Genomic DNA, 16138 nt, shown 5'->3' on the forward strand with positions numbered 1-16138 from the left:
GACCTCCCGATAAGTCCGTCGCGCAAGCTGACCCGAGTCAATGTTCGGCCTTTGGCCCCACGGGCGACGGACTGCGCCAGTAGCGTCGCTGCCCGACCTGGGTGAAAGGTGGTTCATGGGCGCCCAGCTGCAGACGAATGGCGCCTTGCTCGGCACTGTCGTAAATCGCCATGCCCAGCCGTCGGTATCGAGCGAGCACCCGGGGATGCGGATGACCAAACGCGTTGCCTTGCCCCCGGGAGATCAGCACCGAATGAGGTTTCAAGCGTGACAACAGCGCCATCGACGAGGAACTGCGGCTGCCATGATGCGGAGCAGCCAGCCATTGGATCGGTGTCGCCAGAGGCCCGTCGAGCAAGGCGCGTTCGGCATGGATATCGACATCGCCGGTCAGCAGCAAGCGCTCGCCGCCAGCCTCGACCAGCAAGACGCAGGACTTCTGGTTGCTTTCAACAGCTGCGGACCACTGCCACAGTTCGAACCTGACCCCATCCCATTCCCAACGCTCGCCGCTGTCGCACTCTCCAGCTTGCAGCCCGACAGGCAGGGCGGCAGGATCGCCACTGATGACCCGCGTCGTTGGCAAGCCGTTACGTACGGCTTGGGCGCCGCCGGCGTGATCGGCGTCGGCATGGCTGAGCAGCATCAGGTCCAGGGCCTGCACCCCCAGCTTGCGCAAGGTGGGCAACACCACGCGCTTACCCATGTCGGCGTCACCAAAGCGCGGCCCGGCATCGTAAAGCAGGGTATGGCGATGGGTACGCACAAGCACCGCAAGCCCTTGGCCTACGTCCAGATGCCAGATTTCGGCGCGGCCTGGCGGCACACTTTCTCGCGGCGGAAAAACCATCAACAGCAACATCGGCCACCCCAGCACCCGCAGCGGCAGCCCCCTGGGCAACAACAGTAAAAAAGCACCGAGGACGGCGATGCTCCAGGCCCAGGGCGGAATCGAAGCAGGCACCCAAGCAGGCATTCGCCCGGCTACCCATGCCAGCCCCTTGAACAACAAGTCGAGCAAGCCGCCCGCGATCCACAGCAGCCCTTCACCGATGAACGGCACCGGTAACAACGCCGTGCCGAGCAGCGCCGGCGGCAACACCAACAGGCTGATCCAAGGCACCGCCAGCAGGTTTACCAGTGGCCCGCTGAGGCTGACCGGCAAGCCCAATATCAACAGCAGCGGACACAGACCGACCGCAACCAGCCATTGGGCACGGGTCCAGGTCTGCCACCAGCGCCAGGGGCCCAAGCGCCCGCCAAAGGTGAACATCAATATCGCCACCGCCGCAAACGACAGCCAGAACCCTGGTCGCAGGCTGGCCAGCGGATCGAACAGCAACACGCCATTAAAGGCCAGCAGCCATGCCCACCAGGGGTCCGGATGCTTGAAGCGCAAGCGCCACAGCAGCACCAGCCCAATCATCGCGCAGGCTCGCCGCACCGGCACCTCGAAGCCGGCGAGCAAGCCGTAGCCCAAGGCTGCGCTGAAGGCCAGCGCGCAAGCCCAAGGCAACCATGGCAGACGCTCCGGCCACACACCATAGCGTGCCGCACCGGCCACAAGCAGGTACACCAGGCCGGCGAGCAACCCGATGTGCTGCCCGGAGATCACTAGCAAATGGACAGTGCCCGTGTCTTGCAGCACTTGCCAATCATCGCGGCTCAACCCGCTGCCGTCACCAAGCACCAAGGCCGCCAACGCACCGGAACGACCCTGGGCGTCGACCTGGGCCAGCGCCTGTCGCACGCTGTCGCGCCAAGCGCCCTGGGCCGCCTGGAGGCGACGGCCATCCTTCACCGTGCCAGTCGCGCCGACGCCCCGGCTCAACAACCAGGCTTCATAGTCAAATCCGTGCGGGTTCAGCAACCCGGCGGGCCGTTTGAGTTTCACTGCCAGTCGCCATTGCTCGCCGCTGCTGACGGGCGGACCGCCGAACCAAGCCAGGCGCATCGACGTCGGCAGCCGGGTACGACGTGACTGGGCCTCGGCCAGCTCGAAGCGCACCACGCCGTCGCTGTACTGCGGCAAGCCGACGACGCGCCCTTCGACCCAGCGCGTCTCTCCCTCCAGCGTGGCGGGCAATCGGTCGTCCAGCGCAAACTGCGCCGAAAGGCAAGCCCAGGCCAACCCGAACAGGAAAAAACCCAGCGGATAGGTTCGAAACGGCAAAACCATCAGCGCCAGCACCGGCATGACGACAATCAGCCATAGCGGTGGCAGTGCCGGTAAAAAAACCGGGGCCAACAGCCCCAGTGCAAGCGCGACTAATCCTGTGCGCATAACCCCGTCCTTGAGAGTCCCCTCATCAGGCATAGTCGGTCATGGGCACCGTGGGCGATATCAATTGTCACAAAGTCTGAATCTGCCAGCCGTAGAATACGGACATACTTGCGGCTTTATTGCTTTGAACCGACCGAGAAGCCTTATGCCCCGGCGCCTATTCAAACGTTACATGCCAGACCCAGAGAGCATTCGGGAACACAAATCCTTACGTTTTCTCGGCACCCTGCTGCACGATCCCAACCTTTGGCACCTCAACCGGCATTCCGTGGCACGGGCGATGGCTGTCGGTCTGTTTGCCGCTTTCCTGCCGATCCCTTTGCAAATGTTGCTGGCCGCGGCGCTGGCTATCACGGTGCGCGGCAATATACCGATCGCGGTGAGCCTGGTCTGGCTGACCAATCCGATCACGATGCCGGCGGTATTTTTCTGCACCTATCAGACCGGCGCCTGGCTGATGGATGTGCCGCCCCGTACGTTGCCTGAGGAACTGACTTGGGAATGGATCAGCGGCCAGTTGTCCACTTTATGGCAACCGTTTCTGTTGGGGTCGGTGGTGACTGGCCTGGTGCTTGGTGCCCTCGCCTACTTCGTCACCATGAGCTATTGGCGTTGGTGGGTGACTCGGCAGTGGAAGCGGCGTAAGAAAAGTCGGATGTGAGATGCGAAAAAGCCTCCTGGGAATGGTAATGCTGTTCCCTTAAGGCAATCGACAAACCCGTGGCGAGGGAGCTTGCTCCCGCTGGGCCGCGAAGCGGCCCCAAAACCTGCCAAATGCGGAGCATCAGACACACCGCACCCGCCGGTTTTACGACTGCTTCGCAGCCGAGCGGGAGCAAGCTCCCTCGCCACAGGTCCATCATTTCTCTTGAATGAACCGCATTGTCTTGGGAATGGAGGCCTTTTTTGTAGTGTTCATACTGGTGCTATCGCGAGCAGGCTCGCTCCCGCAAGGAATGTCAGGTACGCATCCCCCGCCCACTCACCAACAACCGCGCACAACCAATATAAAGCGCCAAGGTCGCCACCACCATGAAGGTAATCGCGACGCTGATCTTGATGTCCGAAACCCCAAGAATCCCATAGCGGAAAGCGTTAACCATGTGCAGCACCGGGTTGGCCAGCGACACAGTCTGCCAAAACGGCGGCAGCAGCGAGATCGAGTAGAACACCCCACCCAGGTAGGTCAGCGGCGTCAGCACAAACGTCGGGATAATGGAAATGTCATCAAAGTTGCGCGCAAACACCGCATTGATGAAACCCAGCAGCGAAAAGATCGTCGCCGTGAATACCACCACCAATATCGTCACCCCCAAGTGATGCACCTGCAGATCGGTGAAGAACAGCGACAGCAAGGTCACGATCAAGCCCACCGCCAAGCCGCGCAATACACCGCCCAAGGTGTAGCCGATCAGGATGATATGAGGCGAAACCGGCGAGACCATCAGTTCCTCGATCGAACGCTGGAACTTGGCACCGAAGAAACTCGACACCACGTTGCCGTAGGCATTGGTGATCACCGACATCATGATCAGCCCCGGCACGATGTAGTCCATATACGTGAAACCACCCATGTCGCCGATCTGCCGGCCGATCAGGTTGCCGAAAATGACGAAGTACAAAACCATGGTGATGGCCGGCGGCAGCAGGGTCTGCGGCCAGATCCGCATAAAGCGCCGGACTTCGCGGTAAACGATGGTATTGAGGGCGATGAGGTTGGGGCGCAGTTCGGAACTCATACCGCCACCTTCGCCAGATTTTTCTCCACCAGGGACACGAACAACTCCTCAAGGCGATTGGTTTTGTTACGCAGGCTCAACACTTCAATGTTTTGCAGCGCCAGTTGGCTGAACAACCCGGTAATGCCAACGGCTTTATCCACTTGGACTTCCAAGGTGTGGCTGTCCACCAGTCGGGCCGGATAACCGATGAGCTGCGGCGCGACCTGCAGATCGTTTTTAAGGTCCAGCAGAAAGGTTTCCACATGCAGTTGGCTGAGCAACTGCCGCATGCTGGTGTTTTCGACAATGGTGCCGTGGTCGATGATGCCGATGTTGCGGCACAGCTGCTCGGCCTCTTCCAGGTAATGCGTGGTGAGGATGATGGTGATGCCTTTCTGGTTCAGTTCAGTCAGAAAGGTCCACATCGAACGGCGCAGTTCGATGTCCACGCCCGCGGTCGGTTCGTCGAGGATCAACAGGCGCGGTTCGTGCACCAGTGCGCGGGCAATCATCAGTCGGCGCTTCATGCCGCCGGACAATGAACGGGACGGCACGTCACGCTTGTCCCACAACCCCAACTGAGTCAGGTACTGCTCGGCGCGCTCGTTGGCGATCTTCGGCGGAATACCGTAGTAACCGGCCTGGGTCACGACGATGTCGAAGGTTTTCTCGAACTGGTTGAAGTTGAACTCCTGGGGCACCACGCCTATACAGCGCTTGAGGGCGGCGGGCTCGCGGTCCAGGTCATGGCCGAAGATATTCACCGTGCCGCTGGTTTTGTTCACCAGGGTGGAAAGAATACCGATGGTGGTGGATTTGCCGGCGCCGTTGGGGCCGAGCAAGGCGAAGAAGTCACCTTCAGCGACGTCCAGATCGATACCACTCAGGGCCTGGAAACCGTTGCCGTAGGTTTTGGTTAACTGCCGGATGGACAGAGCGGAACTCATATCGGATTTACGCACCAAGAAGGGAAGAAACAATGAAATAAGGGCGGGCGACGCGTAATGCAACCACGGCGCACGAAGGCAATGGTGCGTGGCGTCGCCGCACAAGTACAGTCACGAGTGTCGATAGTAAGTATTAAGTCAACGCTGTCATGACGGCCTTACGGTAAGCCGGACGCTGTTGCAACCGGGTGTACCAAGCCTGCACGTGAGGCAATGCAGCCCGCTCGATGGGCATCTCTAACCAGGCATAAATGAAACTGCCCAGGGGAATATCGCCCATGCCGATTTCATCACCCGAGAGATAGGGCTGTTCGCTCAACGTCTGCTCCACCATCGCCAGCAAGTCGTTACACTCCTGGATCGCCGCCTGGATGGCCACCCAGTCCTGCTGCTCGGCCGGGGTACGCAAGACACCCCAGAACACGGTGCGAAACGGTCCGGCAAAACTGGACGTGGTCCAGTCCATCCATTTTTCAGCCTTGGCCCGTGCCTGTAGGTCAGCGGGATACCACGATGAACCCGACGCATGGCGGGCGGCCAGGTAACGCACGATGGTGTTGGACTCCCAGAGCACGAAACCGTCGTCTTCGATCATTGGCACGCGGCCGTTGGGGTTTTTTGCACGGTATTCGGGGGTATCCACCACGCCGAATGCCCCACCGGCGTCGATGGCCTCATAGGCCAGCCCCAGCTCCTCGGCGCACCACAGCGCCTTGCGCACGTTGGAAGAATTTTTCCGGCCCCAGATCTTCAGCATCACGGCTTCCTCGATGGATAAATGCCGCAGCAGCATACGCCGGATCAGTGTGGCGAGGGAGCTTGCTCCCGCTGGGCTGCGCAGCGGCCCCGGCTTTATGCGGTTGCTGCGCAACCGAGCGGGAGCAAGCTCCCTCGCCACAGGACATCGGTTCGCAAATTGCTGAGCCTATCCACAGCACTGGCCCGGCAATAACGGCATTTGCGCCAAACAACGGCGTTTTCTCACTTTGTTAACGAACGATTTCCCACGGCTGTTGCCAACCAGACTGGCGCAATGCATCCCGGGTTTCCCACGAAATCAATCACATCGCGCTGACCGCCGGTTTTGCAGATGCCGTCTAAGCTCTGAGGGTCGGTTTTGCCCTGGTTCACGGAGGATTACATATGCTGTTGTTGTGGATACTGGTTCTGGTCGTCGGGATAGCCTGGTTGGCGCATCGGCGCACTGCCCCGCTGCCCGCGCTGGGTATCGTCGCGGTCTACCTGCTGGCCATGGGCATTTTCAGCCACGCCCCCGGCTGGCTGATGCTGATCCTCTGGGTGATGCTCGCTGCTGTCGCGGCGCCCCTGCTGCTGCCAGACCTGCGCCGCAAGTATTTCAGTGCGCCGATGTTCGACTGGTTCCAGAAAACCCTGCCGCCCATGTCCCAAACCGAACGCGACGCTATCGACGCGGGCACAGTCTGGTGGGATGGAGAACTGTTCAGCGGACGCCCGGACTGGGACATGCTGCTGGCCTACCCCAAAATACAACTGACCGAGGAGGAGCAGGCTTTCCTCGACGGTCCCACCGAAGCGCTCTGCGCCATGGTCAGTGACTGGCAGATCGGCCAGGCCATGGACCTGCCCGCCGAAGCGTGGGCCCACATCAAGGAGCATGGCTTCTTCGCGCTGATCATTCCTAAGGAATACGGCGGTAAAGGTTTTTCCGCCTACGCCCACTCCCAGGTGGCGATGAAACTGGCCACTCGCAGTGGCGACCTGGCATCCACCGTAATGGTCCCCAACTCCCTCGGCCCGGCGGAATTGTTGCTGCATTACGGCACTGACGAACAACGCGACCATTACCTGCCGCGCCTGGCCCGTGGCGACGATATTCCCTGCTTCGCCCTGACCGGGCCGCTGGCCGGCTCCGACGCCGGAGCAATGCCCGACACGGGCATCATCTGCAAGGGTGAATGGGAAGGCCAGGAAACCCTCGGCCTGCGCCTGAACTGGGAAAAGCGCTACATCACCCTTGGCCCGGTAGCCACCCTCCTCGGCCTGGCCTTCAAGGCTTATGACCCCGACCATCTGCTGGGCGATGAAGAAGACCTGGGCATCAGCCTCGCCTTGATTCCCACCGATACCCCAGGCGTCAATATCGGGCGTCGCCACCTGCCCCTCGGCGCCGCGTTCATGAACGGACCGAACTGGGGCAAGGACGTGTTCATCCCGCTGGACTTCCTCATCGGCGGACAGGCGATGCTCGGCAAGGGCTGGATGATGTTGATGAACTGCCTGTCGGTCGGACGCTCGATTTCCCTGCCGGCAGTCGGCACCGGTGCGGCGAAGTTCACCAGCCTGGTGACCGGCCAGTACACCCAGGTGCGCGAGCAATTCAACGTGCCGTTGTCGGCCTTCGAGGGCATCCAGGAAGCCATGGCGCGTATCGGCGGCAATGCCTGGATGATGGATGCCGCTCGCATGTTGACCGCCAACGCGGTGGACCTGGGGGAAAAACCTTCGGTCCTGTCGGCGATCCTCAAATACCACCTGACCGAACGTGGCCGCGAGTGCATCAGCCATGCCATGGACGTGCACGGCGGCAAGGGCATCATCATGGGCCCGAACAATTACCTGGGGCGCAGCTGGCAAGGTGCACCGATCTTCATCACCGTTGAAGGCGCGAATATTCTGTCGCGCAACCTGATGATCTTCGGCCAGGGCGCGATCCGCTGCCATCCGTTCGTGCTCAAGGAAATGGCCCTGGCAACCCGTGAAGACAAAGACCAGGCGCTGATCGAGTTCGATGGGTTGTTACTCAAGCACATTGGTTTCGCTGTCAGCAATGCCGCCAGCACCTTGGTGCTGAACCTGGGCCTGGGGCACTTTGAAAAAGCGCCGGGAAATGCCTTGAGCCAGGGTTATTTCCGCGCCCTCAACCGGCAGGCAGCGGCGTTCGCCCTGCTGGCGGACCTGAGCATGATGCTACTGGGGGGCGAGCTCAAGCGTCGCGAGCGCCTGTCGGCACGCCTGGGCGATGTATTGTCCAATCTGTATCTGTCCAGCGCAGCGCTCAAGCGTTACCACGACCTCGACTCGCCGGATCACATGGCGCCGCTATTCACCTGGGCCATGGAAGAAAGCCTGGGCCAGTCGGAGCGTGCACTGGACGAACTGCTGCGTAACTTCCCGAACCGGGTACTGGGTTGCCTGTTGCGCTTGGTGGTGTTCCCTTTCGGCCGCCGCCACAAAGGCCCGAACGACAGGCTCGACGCAGAAGTCGCCGCCGTGATCGGCCGGGCCAAGGGCGATCCCACCCTCGAAGAGTTGCTGCAAGGCTGCTATCGACCGCAATCGGCCGACGATCCGGTGGGCGCCCTGCAACACGCCTGCGACCTGCTGGCCGCCGCCCATCCGCTGCATAAAAAACTGCACGGCGCGCTCAAGCAAGGCCAACTCAACCCGGCCCCTGGTGAACACCTCATCGACGCAGCGCTCGACGCCGGTGTGCTGCAGGCTGGCGAAGCCCAGACCCTGCATGCGGCCGAAGCAGCGCGACGCAAGGTCATCGACGTGGATGATTTCGATAAAGACGAATTGACGCTCGCCGAGGCTAAAGTCCGCTGATCCTGTAAAAGCAGGCGCAGGGGCTTTATACTCCTGCGCCCGTTTTGCTCTTGAGGACTTATCTCGTGTCCAATGTCGTTGCCGATCACCTTGTCTTGCTTGACCACTTGCGCAGCATCCTGGTCGCCGTGGGTGAGGCCGAACAGGTTCCCGAAGAAAGCCATGCCCTGTTTCTGGAGCGCTTCGACGAGTTGCGCGCGCAATTGCCCGTTGACCCAATCGAAAGCCAATACCTGGGTCAGGATCTCTTGTGCCAGGTGATTGTCCGTTACCCACAGATCGCCCACCTGGTGCCGCGCGACCTGCTCTGGTACTTCGCCGGGGACTGCCTGCACTACATGCCCGACGAAGAAATCGCCCTGTACCAAGCCTTGGAAGAACGTCGTTTCGAGGCCGAACAAAACGACGAGCCCTTCGACTGGAACCAGGAAAAACAATTGCTGGCGATGTCGGATCAGGACAGCAAGCACTGATTGTGATCAATCAGGCAAAAGGCCCGCACGGTTAGCCCTGCGGGCCTTTTTTTACTGCCGTTGCCCAAGGGCGCTGCCTGGACGGGCCTCATCGCGAGCAAGCTCGCTCCCACAGGGAAACTGCTGTGGATACAGAATGTGTGTTCACCGTCGACCCAGTGTGAGAGCGAGCTTGCTCGCGATGAGGCCCGTCAAAACAACCCATCACTCTCTGGCAGCTCATAGTGCGCCGCGTCCTTACGGGTACGACTCTCCCCGCCCACCGTGTGCAAGGTCGGCTCCTTCTCCAGGCACTCCACCAGATAGTCAATGAACACCCGCAATTTCGGTGGCAGGTAACGCGTCGGTGAGTGCAGCAGCCACAACCCGCCATGGTAGGAAGCCAGAAACGTCCAGTCGGCCAACACCTGCACGATCAACCCCTGCTCCAGCGCATAACGGGCCGTGAAGTACGGCAAGCTACCAATGCCGATGTGCTGTAAAACCGCCCCCAGCCGTACGCCCGTGTGATTGGCCGCATAGCGTCCGCGCACACCGACGGTGACGGACTTGGTGCCTTTCTTGAATTTCCAGCGAGCATCGTTTGGGGTTTCCCCAAGATAGATGCAGCTGTGCTCCAGCAAATCGTGGGGATGCTTGGGAACGCCGCGTTCAGCCAAGTATTGCGGCGTGGCGCAGAGCAGGTGATCGACAGTCAACAACTGGCGCCCCACCAACCCGGCCGGCGGTTGGTCGGTGATCCGGATGGCAAGGTCGACGTGATCGTCGATCAGGTCGACCTGCCGATCCTCCAGAAGCAACTCCACATCGATCTTGGGGTAACGGCGCAAGAATTCCGGCATATGGGGATGGACCACGAAGCGCCCCACCGCCTTGGGCACGCTGACCCGAATCAGCCCCTCGGCTTGCTGAGTGAATTGGCCACTGATCTCCATCACTGATCGGGCAGCAGCGACCATTTCCTGGCAACGTTTGAACACCTCTTCCCCGCCATCGCTCAAGCGCAACTTACGAGTGGTGCGTTGCAACAATCGGGTCGCCAGGGCTTTCTCCAGGCGAGAAATGCTGCGGCTCACAGCCGATGGCGACGAGCCTGACTGGCGGGCCGCTTCGGAGAAGCTGCCGGTTTCTACGACCTTGACGAAAATGGCCATTTCGGCGAGCAGCGGAAGCGGTAGATTTGTGCTCATGGCGCAACAGTCCTTTGAAATTTGAACGGATTATCACCAATTTCAGCACACTCTATAATTCCGACACAAAATTCTTATAAGGACATGGAATGTGACCCTCCGCCTCTTTTTCCATAGCGATGATCTCCAGGCCAATGTGGAAGTCCTGGATTGCAGCCCCAGGGAAAATGAATTTGCCGTGGTCCTGCGTGACACGCTGTTCCATCCTCAGGGCGGTGGTCAGCCCTACGACACCGGATGGATCGGTGAAAGCCAGGTCCTGCGCGTTGTCCAGGACGGATCAGAGGTCATTCATTACGTCGACAACCCTGTGGCCCTGGGCATGACCTCGATCCGTGTGGATGAGCAACGGAGACGATTGAATTCTCGCCTGCACTCGGCCGGGCACCTGATCGGCCATTTCGCCGAAACCCGTGGGTGGACGCCAATCAAGGCTCATCACTGGCCAGGCGAAAGCCGCGTGCAGTTCCAGCCAGGGGAAAATCCTCAGGAACTGGACAGATCAATCATCCAGCAAGGCATCGATAGATGGATTGCCGAGGATCTGCCTCGCCTGATCGCATTGCGCGAAGGTACGCGAGAAGTCGGTTTCGGTGAGCTGGCCGCCTATGGCTGCGGCGGCACTCACGTGCGGCGCCTGCAGGAACTGGGAGCAGTCACCATTGCCTCACTTTCACAGAAGAAAGGCACCTTGTCGGTTCACTACCACGTGGACTGATACTCGCCCTAGCCTACGGGCTTGAACCGCGGCTCCCACGCCTACCCGACTCAGACGAATCTGCTCCCTGATTCTTGGCGTCGAATACCTTGAGCAGCTTTCGAAACTCGCCGGGCCTATCCACACGAGCCCTATGTGATCTTCGAGGTTGCTCATTGCCCATCGCTACTTGTATCTAAATAATAATATCCGCCCACTGCCAGTCTAGTAAAAAGCACTGTACAGCCCATGTTTACTACATCCGAGTGCCAAGCAGAAACAACATGAATCATCATGTCGTTATCCGTAATTCTTTTTCGACTGAAGCAAACTTCGTCACCCTTGCATAATGCCAGCCAGGGTTTCCAGGTGGATGAAATGGGCTTCACGTCCGTGTACCGCTCCAGAAACAGCAGGAGCGGGAGTTCTCGTTGGCAGACCCCATCAAAATTTTAATAGAGCGCTGATGGGTATATGAAGGCAATCAGTTTAGTGAGCGCGCGAGAGTTGAGCTTGGTGAGTCACGACGAGCCCAACGTGCTACCTGCCGACGGTATAGAAATAGAAATCGTACTATCCGGTATTTGCGGGACAGATCTGGCGGTGTTGTCAGGGCGTGAAGAAGGACAAGTGGGAATCGTTCGTGGTCATGAAGCGGTCGGCGTCGTTGTCAATGTAGGGGCCGGTGTCACACGCACGCGTAAAGGTATGCGTGTGGTTGTAGACCCCAACGAATATTGCGGTAACTGTGAACACTGTAAATCAGCTAAAACCCATCTATGTAGCGGTGATTCAAATGCGGGTCTGAACATCGCCGGTGTCAACAAGCACGGTACTTTTGCAGAGCGCTTTATGACGCGCGAGTGCTTTGTACACTGCATCCCAGACGATATGAGCTGGGAAACAGCCGTCTTGATTGAACCCGTAGCGTGCATTTTAAACAACATCGAACAAGCCTCCATTAAAGCGGGAGAGCGGGTACTGCTTCTCGGGTCGGGCCCGATGAGCCTGGTCGCGCAACTGCTTTTGCGCGCCATGGGTGTATATACACGTGCTACCGATTTGAATACCTTTCGAATTAAATTCGGCCGATCCCTGGGCTTGGATATTGTGCGCCCTGAAGAACTTGAACAGCCTGGGCAGCCCCTCGAAAAATTTGATGTTGTCATCGATACCGTGGGTCATCAGCTGGAAGCAGCTGCCAGTGTTGTTGGCCGAGGCGGTAGGATCGTCCTGTTCGGATTTAACGGAAACTATAAATACTCGCTCCCGGTAAAGCATTTTCTAGTCAATGCCATCAGCATCATTGCAGCGGGAGAGTACAACCAGCACTTTCCACAGGCGTTGCGCATTGCTCATAAGCTCCCTGACCTTGGAAAACTGGTCACCCATCGTTACCCCCTTGAAGCGTATTCAGCAGTCTTCGATAGTTTGTTGAACGATCCTTCCGCGCCCACAGTAAAAAGCGTTTTCACGCCCAATCCCAAGCACCTGTCACGCTAAATATCACCAGCACTCCAAGTGGACTCTTCCATGAAAGTTACTGTATTCAGTCAGATTTCCATTGACGGCAAACTGACGCTCGGCAATGAAGCATCCAGCAAACCGCTTTTCCAGCATTTCGACGATGAGGACATGCGTTTTATCCATAAATTCCGCGGTGAAGTCGATGCCATCATGGTTGGTCGCAACACGATTACGACAGACGATCCTCAATTGAATAATCGATATGGAGCCGGACGCAACCCTGTTCGTATCATTCCAACGACATCGCTGAATTTTCCAGCGTCCGCAAAAATCCTGAGCTCTCCCGAGCGAACCATCATCGCCACCACAGAACAGGCTCGTGACCACGAAATGATCGAGCAAATCCGCGCCCATGGTAAAGAGGTGCTGTTTGCAGGCACCGCACGCGTGGACTTCAAACAACTCTTCCCGATGCTGGAAGCCCGCGGAATCAATCACATCATGGTTGAAGGTGGAGGCCAACTGAACTGGCAGGTATTCAACCTTGATTTAGTCGACGAAATCATGCTCATGCAATTACCTATCATTATTGGTGGCTCCGACACCACTACCCTAATAGATGGCGAAGGCTTTCAAGATATTAGAATGACCAAATCATTCAAACTGCATGAATTTGAAGCACGTTCGCACTATAACTTCCTGCATTTCAAGCGCGACCCTAAACAGCAGCGCGTGCATTGATGCGGGTGATTCAAGGGTTTATTTTTGATATGGATGGCGTTCTGGTCGACAGTGAACCCGTCTATATGAAAGAGGAAAGACGTTCTTATGCACGCTATGGCGTGACGCTGAATGAAACAGAGCTGTCACGTTTTGTAGGCACCACGCAGCGGTATATGTGGAGCGTTATCAAGACCGAGTACGGGCTTGCAGACGCTCTAGACTGCCTTATGGCGGAACATCACCGGCAGTTGCTGGAGACACTGCATTCAGCCCCCCTCCCCGCCATGCCCGGCGTGACACAACTTCTCATCGCATTAAAGAAAGCAGGCATACCCTGTGCAGTCGCCTCCTCTTCACCTCGAGAACTCGTTGAGCTTATTTTGCGTCACGCGGGGCTACAACTTTTCTTCAACGAAATAGTCTGTGGCGATGACGTTAAGCGCAGCAAGCCAGATCCCGAGATTTTTCTCATGGCCGCCAAGCGCCTGGGTGTGTCCCCTTCGTCTTGTGTGGTGATTGAAGATTCTTCTCATGGCGTGGCGGCGGCAAAAGCCGCCAGTATGTTTTGTGTTGGCCTGCTCAACCCCAACTCAGGGCAGCAGAACCTGAGCGCGGCGGACTTATGCGTTCACCATCACAGTGAAATAAACCACTGGTTTTTCGAGCAATAAAAAACATGAAAAAACTGAGTAGTTCAGACTGGACCTGGATTAATGTACCCGAGCGTTCGTCCATCAGCGAACGCGAAATAATCATCCACACCACGCCCGACACTGATTTCTGGCGAGGCACCTATTATGGTCTGGAGTATGACAATGCGCCGGCCATTGTGGCTGCAAGCAAGGAGCAATATTGGACATTGAAGGCCAAAGTGTCTTTTTCTTCAAAAACCTACTTCGACCAATGCGGGCTGTTTATCTATCAAGATAAAAACAACTGGATGAAAAGCGGCATCGAGTATCAGAGCAATGGTTTCCAACAACTGTTCTCTGTCGTGACCAACAATGGTTTTTCAGACTGGTCGATGGTTAATTTCGACCGGGTTACACAGACCATGCATTACCGACTGAGCCGAAGAGGCAGCGACTTCCTTCTTGAAAATTCGGTTGACGGGATACATTTCTGCATGATGCGTATGTTTCACATGTTTCATGCAGAAGAACTTGTTCAATTCGGCTTCTTTGCCAGCAGCCCGGGCGATTCGTCTTTCGCCGCACACTTCTCACAGATCGAATGGACTGAATGCTGTTGGCAAGAGCACGGTTCCCCTCGTTTCTAATTCCAGAGTTTTCTACATCATGCTGTGTCCGCCCGACTCTAATCGCCCCGCACTTTACGCTTGTTATGCAGCCATGATGTGTTTGGCCATGGCGCTCAACTTTCTACCGGTATACCTGACAACATTCAGTGATGCCTTTGGCCCCTCGTCAGGGCTGACAACGGAGCAACTGGGGCGAATTCCCGCCGTCATGTTCCTCAGTTTTATAGTGGCCATTTTGATCACTGGGCCACTGGCAGACAGAGGGAACGCCAAGCGGATTATTCTCTTTGGACTGATGACCACCTCATCAGGTTTGGGTTTTGTGGCCTTTGCCCCCTCCTATGCCTTCCTGCTATTCGCTGTTGTCGTAATGGGGTTCGGTGCGGGTGTGCTGGATATGATCCTCAGCCCGATTGTCGCAGCCCTGCAACCCGAACGCCGAAGCGCCGCCATGAACTGGCTGCATGCGTATTTCTGCATCGGCGCTGTCAGTGCCGTGCTGATCGCAAGCATCGCATTGAAGTGGGATATTTCCTGGCGCCTGGTTGCCCTGGGGTTGATCATTGCCCCACTGGCAACCTTTCTATTGTTTATGCGATTAAACGTACCGTCCCTGATACAAGACCACGTGCAGCGCGAATCCATGCCCACGCTTATCCGGCAGCCTTATTTCATTGCCTGCATGATTGCTATCTTTCTAGGTGGGGCAACGGAAACGGGTCTTTCCCAATGGTTACCCGCCTTTGCTGAACAAGGACTGGGCTATTCGAAAGAAGTGGGTGGCTTTGCTCTCGCCGGTTTTTCAGTTGGCATGGCACTCGGGCGCATTGCCGCCGCCCTGCTGCAAGAACGGATACCCGCCGTTTCACTGATGCTAGGCTGCTGTGCCGTTACTGTCGTCCTGTTTTTCGTGATCAGCTTTGCACCCAGCCCCGCAATAGCACTAACCGCGGCCATTGCCGCAGGGTTCTCAGGCAGTTGCCTATGGCCAACGATGCTTGCCATTACTGCAGATGCGTACCCTCAAGGTGGAGCAACCATGTTCTCTGTACTGACAGCCTCCGGTAACGCCGGGTGCAGCCTGATTCCATGGCTTGTGGGGATTATTTCAGCACATTCGGATTTGCACATCGGTCTATTGGCGGTCACGCTTTGCCACGCAGCCATGATGCTGTTACTCGTATGGATGTCAGATGTTCTCCGGCGTTAGACGGGTGCCAATGGCCGGGGAGCGACCTCGCAGATCGACCGCTCCCGCCCCAGCCGGACACCCGCTCAGGGTCATGGAGCGAGCTTTCTTCTCTCGATAGGGACTGACAGGACAATGCTGGTACGCGTCTCTCCATATGCGTTGATGTTCGCAATGATATTTTCGATCTCTGCCATCGATTTGGCATAGATCCTGATCAGATAGGAGTCGTTACCCGTGATGTGCAAGCACTCAACGACTTCAGGAATGTCGGTGAGCGTCGCTATTAGTTTGGATTTCGCCGGCTTGAGGGTGGTGATGCCGACGACGGCAGATATGCCGTACCCCAGTTTGGTTGGATCTAACTGAGCGCTATAACCCTTGATCACCCCAGCGTCTTCCAGCTTTCGTAACCTGTCCGTAGTGGCAGGAATAGAAAGACCCGCGTGTTTGGAAAGCTCGGTGATCGAAATACGGCCACAGTCCTGTACCTTTCCCAGGATTTTTACGTCTATACGATCCATGTGCGTCTCCCCCGGTAAAAAGTATAAATTTTAATGAAAAGCTCGCGTTTTTCATTAAAAAAAGCATGCAC

The 16138-nt window shown here is 57.5% G+C and carries 15 protein-coding genes; 9 read left to right on the forward strand and 6 right to left on the reverse strand.

Annotated elements, in window-relative coordinates; all coding sequences use genetic code 11:
• Positions 1–37 precede the first annotated feature (37 nt).
• A complete protein-coding gene (locus QNH97_RS20450; RefSeq protein ID WP_283553644.1) occupies positions 38–2284 on the reverse strand; it encodes a DNA internalization-related competence protein ComEC/Rec2 in 2247 nt (748 codons plus the stop codon).
• Positions 2285–2429: 145 nt separating this feature from the next.
• On the opposite strand from QNH97_RS20450, the gene QNH97_RS20455 reads away from it, so the two are divergent.
• The gene (locus QNH97_RS20455; RefSeq protein WP_283553645.1) at positions 2430–2945 is read left to right on the forward strand and encodes a DUF2062 domain-containing protein; all 516 of its coding nucleotides are present in this window, start codon (positions 2430–2432) and stop codon (positions 2943–2945) included.
• A 298-nt stretch (positions 2946–3243) separates the two neighbouring features.
• On the opposite strand, the gene QNH97_RS20460 is transcribed toward QNH97_RS20455, so the two are convergent.
• From QNH97_RS20460 to QNH97_RS20470, 3 genes are all read right to left on the reverse strand, one after another.
• Entirely contained in the window at positions 3244–4023 is a 780-nt protein-coding gene (locus tag QNH97_RS20460) for an ABC transporter permease (protein WP_283553646.1), read from the reverse strand.
• Positions 4020–4952: an ABC transporter ATP-binding protein gene (locus QNH97_RS20465; RefSeq protein WP_283553647.1), complete on the reverse strand. Its 933-nt coding sequence runs from the start codon at positions 4950–4952 to the stop codon at positions 4020–4022. Before QNH97_RS20465 ends, QNH97_RS20460 begins: the two co-directional genes overlap by 4 nt.
• Positions 4953–5085: 133 nt before the next feature.
• On the reverse strand, positions 5086–5709 hold the full coding sequence (locus QNH97_RS20470) for a glutathione S-transferase family protein (protein ID WP_283553648.1): 624 nt from the start codon (positions 5707–5709) through the stop codon (positions 5086–5088).
• Between the two features lie 386 nt (positions 5710–6095).
• Here QNH97_RS20470 and QNH97_RS20475 point away from each other — a divergent pair, with 386 nt between their 5' ends.
• Together QNH97_RS20475 and QNH97_RS20480 are read left to right on the forward strand one after the other, a co-directional pair.
• A complete protein-coding gene (locus tag QNH97_RS20475; RefSeq protein ID WP_283553649.1) occupies positions 6096–8543 on the forward strand; it encodes an acyl-CoA dehydrogenase in 2448 nt (815 codons plus the stop codon).
• Between the two features lie 65 nt (positions 8544–8608).
• Positions 8609–9016, forward strand: coding sequence for a PA2817 family protein (locus QNH97_RS20480; protein ID WP_003204309.1), 408 nt, complete (start codon positions 8609–8611; stop codon positions 9014–9016).
• A 191-nt stretch (positions 9017–9207) separates the two neighbouring features.
• On the opposite strand, the gene QNH97_RS20485 is transcribed toward QNH97_RS20480, so the two are convergent.
• On the reverse strand, positions 9208–10206 hold the full coding sequence (locus tag QNH97_RS20485; protein WP_283553650.1) for a LysR family transcriptional regulator: 999 nt from the start codon (positions 10204–10206) through the stop codon (positions 9208–9210).
• 91 nt (positions 10207–10297) lie between these two features.
• On the opposite strand from QNH97_RS20485, the gene QNH97_RS20490 reads away from it, so the two are divergent.
• The 6 genes from QNH97_RS20490 (at position 10298) to QNH97_RS20515 (ending at position 15564) form a co-directional block, all read left to right on the forward strand.
• Complete coding sequence (locus QNH97_RS20490) at positions 10298–10924, forward strand: alanyl-tRNA editing protein (RefSeq protein WP_283553651.1); 627 nt, start codon at positions 10298–10300, stop codon at positions 10922–10924.
• A 516-nt stretch (positions 10925–11440) separates the two neighbouring features.
• Positions 11441–12406, forward strand: coding sequence for a zinc-dependent alcohol dehydrogenase (locus QNH97_RS20495; RefSeq protein ID WP_283553652.1), 966 nt, complete (start codon positions 11441–11443; stop codon positions 12404–12406).
• 30 nt (positions 12407–12436) lie between these two features.
• Positions 12437–13111 carry a dihydrofolate reductase family protein gene (locus tag QNH97_RS20500; RefSeq protein WP_283553653.1) on the forward strand — a complete coding sequence of 225 codons (675 nt, stop codon included), beginning with the start codon at positions 12437–12439 and terminating at the stop codon, positions 13109–13111.
• Entirely contained in the window at positions 13111–13764 is a 654-nt protein-coding gene (locus QNH97_RS20505; RefSeq protein WP_283553654.1) for an HAD family hydrolase, read from the forward strand. Before QNH97_RS20500 ends, QNH97_RS20505 begins: the two co-directional genes overlap by 1 nt.
• Before the next feature lie 5 nt (positions 13765–13769).
• Positions 13770–14372 carry a DUF1349 domain-containing protein gene (locus tag QNH97_RS20510; protein ID WP_283553655.1) on the forward strand — a complete coding sequence of 201 codons (603 nt, stop codon included), beginning with the start codon at positions 13770–13772 and terminating at the stop codon, positions 14370–14372.
• A gap of 88 nt (positions 14373–14460) precedes the next feature.
• On the forward strand, positions 14461–15564 hold the full coding sequence (locus QNH97_RS20515; protein ID WP_283553656.1) for an MFS transporter: 1104 nt from the start codon (positions 14461–14463) through the stop codon (positions 15562–15564).
• A 71-nt stretch (positions 15565–15635) separates the two neighbouring features.
• Here QNH97_RS20515 and QNH97_RS20520 read toward each other — a convergent pair whose 3' ends face one another.
• A complete protein-coding gene (locus QNH97_RS20520) occupies positions 15636–16067 on the reverse strand; it encodes an Lrp/AsnC family transcriptional regulator (RefSeq protein WP_283553657.1) in 432 nt (143 codons plus the stop codon).
• Between the last annotated feature and the right edge of the window lie 71 nt (positions 16068–16138).

It is taken from the genome of Pseudomonas sp. G2-4, assembly GCF_030064125.1.
Taxonomy (GTDB): Bacteria; Pseudomonadota; Gammaproteobacteria; order Pseudomonadales; family Pseudomonadaceae; genus Aquipseudomonas.

Bases quoted from the DNA above. Each gene is read 5' to 3' on its own strand.
- QNH97_RS20460 (WP_283553646.1), bottom strand. From the start codon at position 4,023: ATGAGTTCCGAACTGCGCCCCAACCTCATCGCCCTCAATACCATCGTT.
- QNH97_RS20500 (WP_283553653.1), top strand. From the start codon at position 12,437: ATGAAAGTTACTGTATTCAGTCAGATTTCCATTGACGGCAAACTGACG.
- QNH97_RS20470 (WP_283553648.1), bottom strand. From the start codon at position 5,709: ATGCTGAAGATCTGGGGCCGGAAAAATTCTTCCAACGTGCGCAAGGCG.
- QNH97_RS20505 (WP_283553654.1), top strand. From the start codon at position 13,111: ATGCGGGTGATTCAAGGGTTTATTTTTGATATGGATGGCGTTCTGGTC.
- QNH97_RS20485 (WP_283553650.1), bottom strand. From the start codon at position 10,206: ATGAGCACAAATCTACCGCTTCCGCTGCTCGCCGAAATGGCCATTTTC.
- QNH97_RS20510 (WP_283553655.1), top strand. From the start codon at position 13,770: ATGAAAAAACTGAGTAGTTCAGACTGGACCTGGATTAATGTACCCGAG.
- QNH97_RS20465 (WP_283553647.1), bottom strand. From the start codon at position 4,952: ATGAGTTCCGCTCTGTCCATCCGGCAGTTAACCAAAACCTACGGCAAC.
- QNH97_RS20450 (WP_283553644.1), bottom strand. From the start codon at position 2,284: ATGCGCACAGGATTAGTCGCGCTTGCACTGGGGCTGTTGGCCCCGGTT.
- QNH97_RS20455 (WP_283553645.1), top strand. From the start codon at position 2,430: ATGCCCCGGCGCCTATTCAAACGTTACATGCCAGACCCAGAGAGCATT.
- QNH97_RS20515 (WP_283553656.1), top strand. From the start codon at position 14,461: ATGGCGCTCAACTTTCTACCGGTATACCTGACAACATTCAGTGATGCC.
- QNH97_RS20475 (WP_283553649.1), top strand. From the start codon at position 6,096: ATGCTGTTGTTGTGGATACTGGTTCTGGTCGTCGGGATAGCCTGGTTG.
- QNH97_RS20520 (WP_283553657.1), bottom strand. From the start codon at position 16,067: ATGGATCGTATAGACGTAAAAATCCTGGGAAAGGTACAGGACTGTGGC.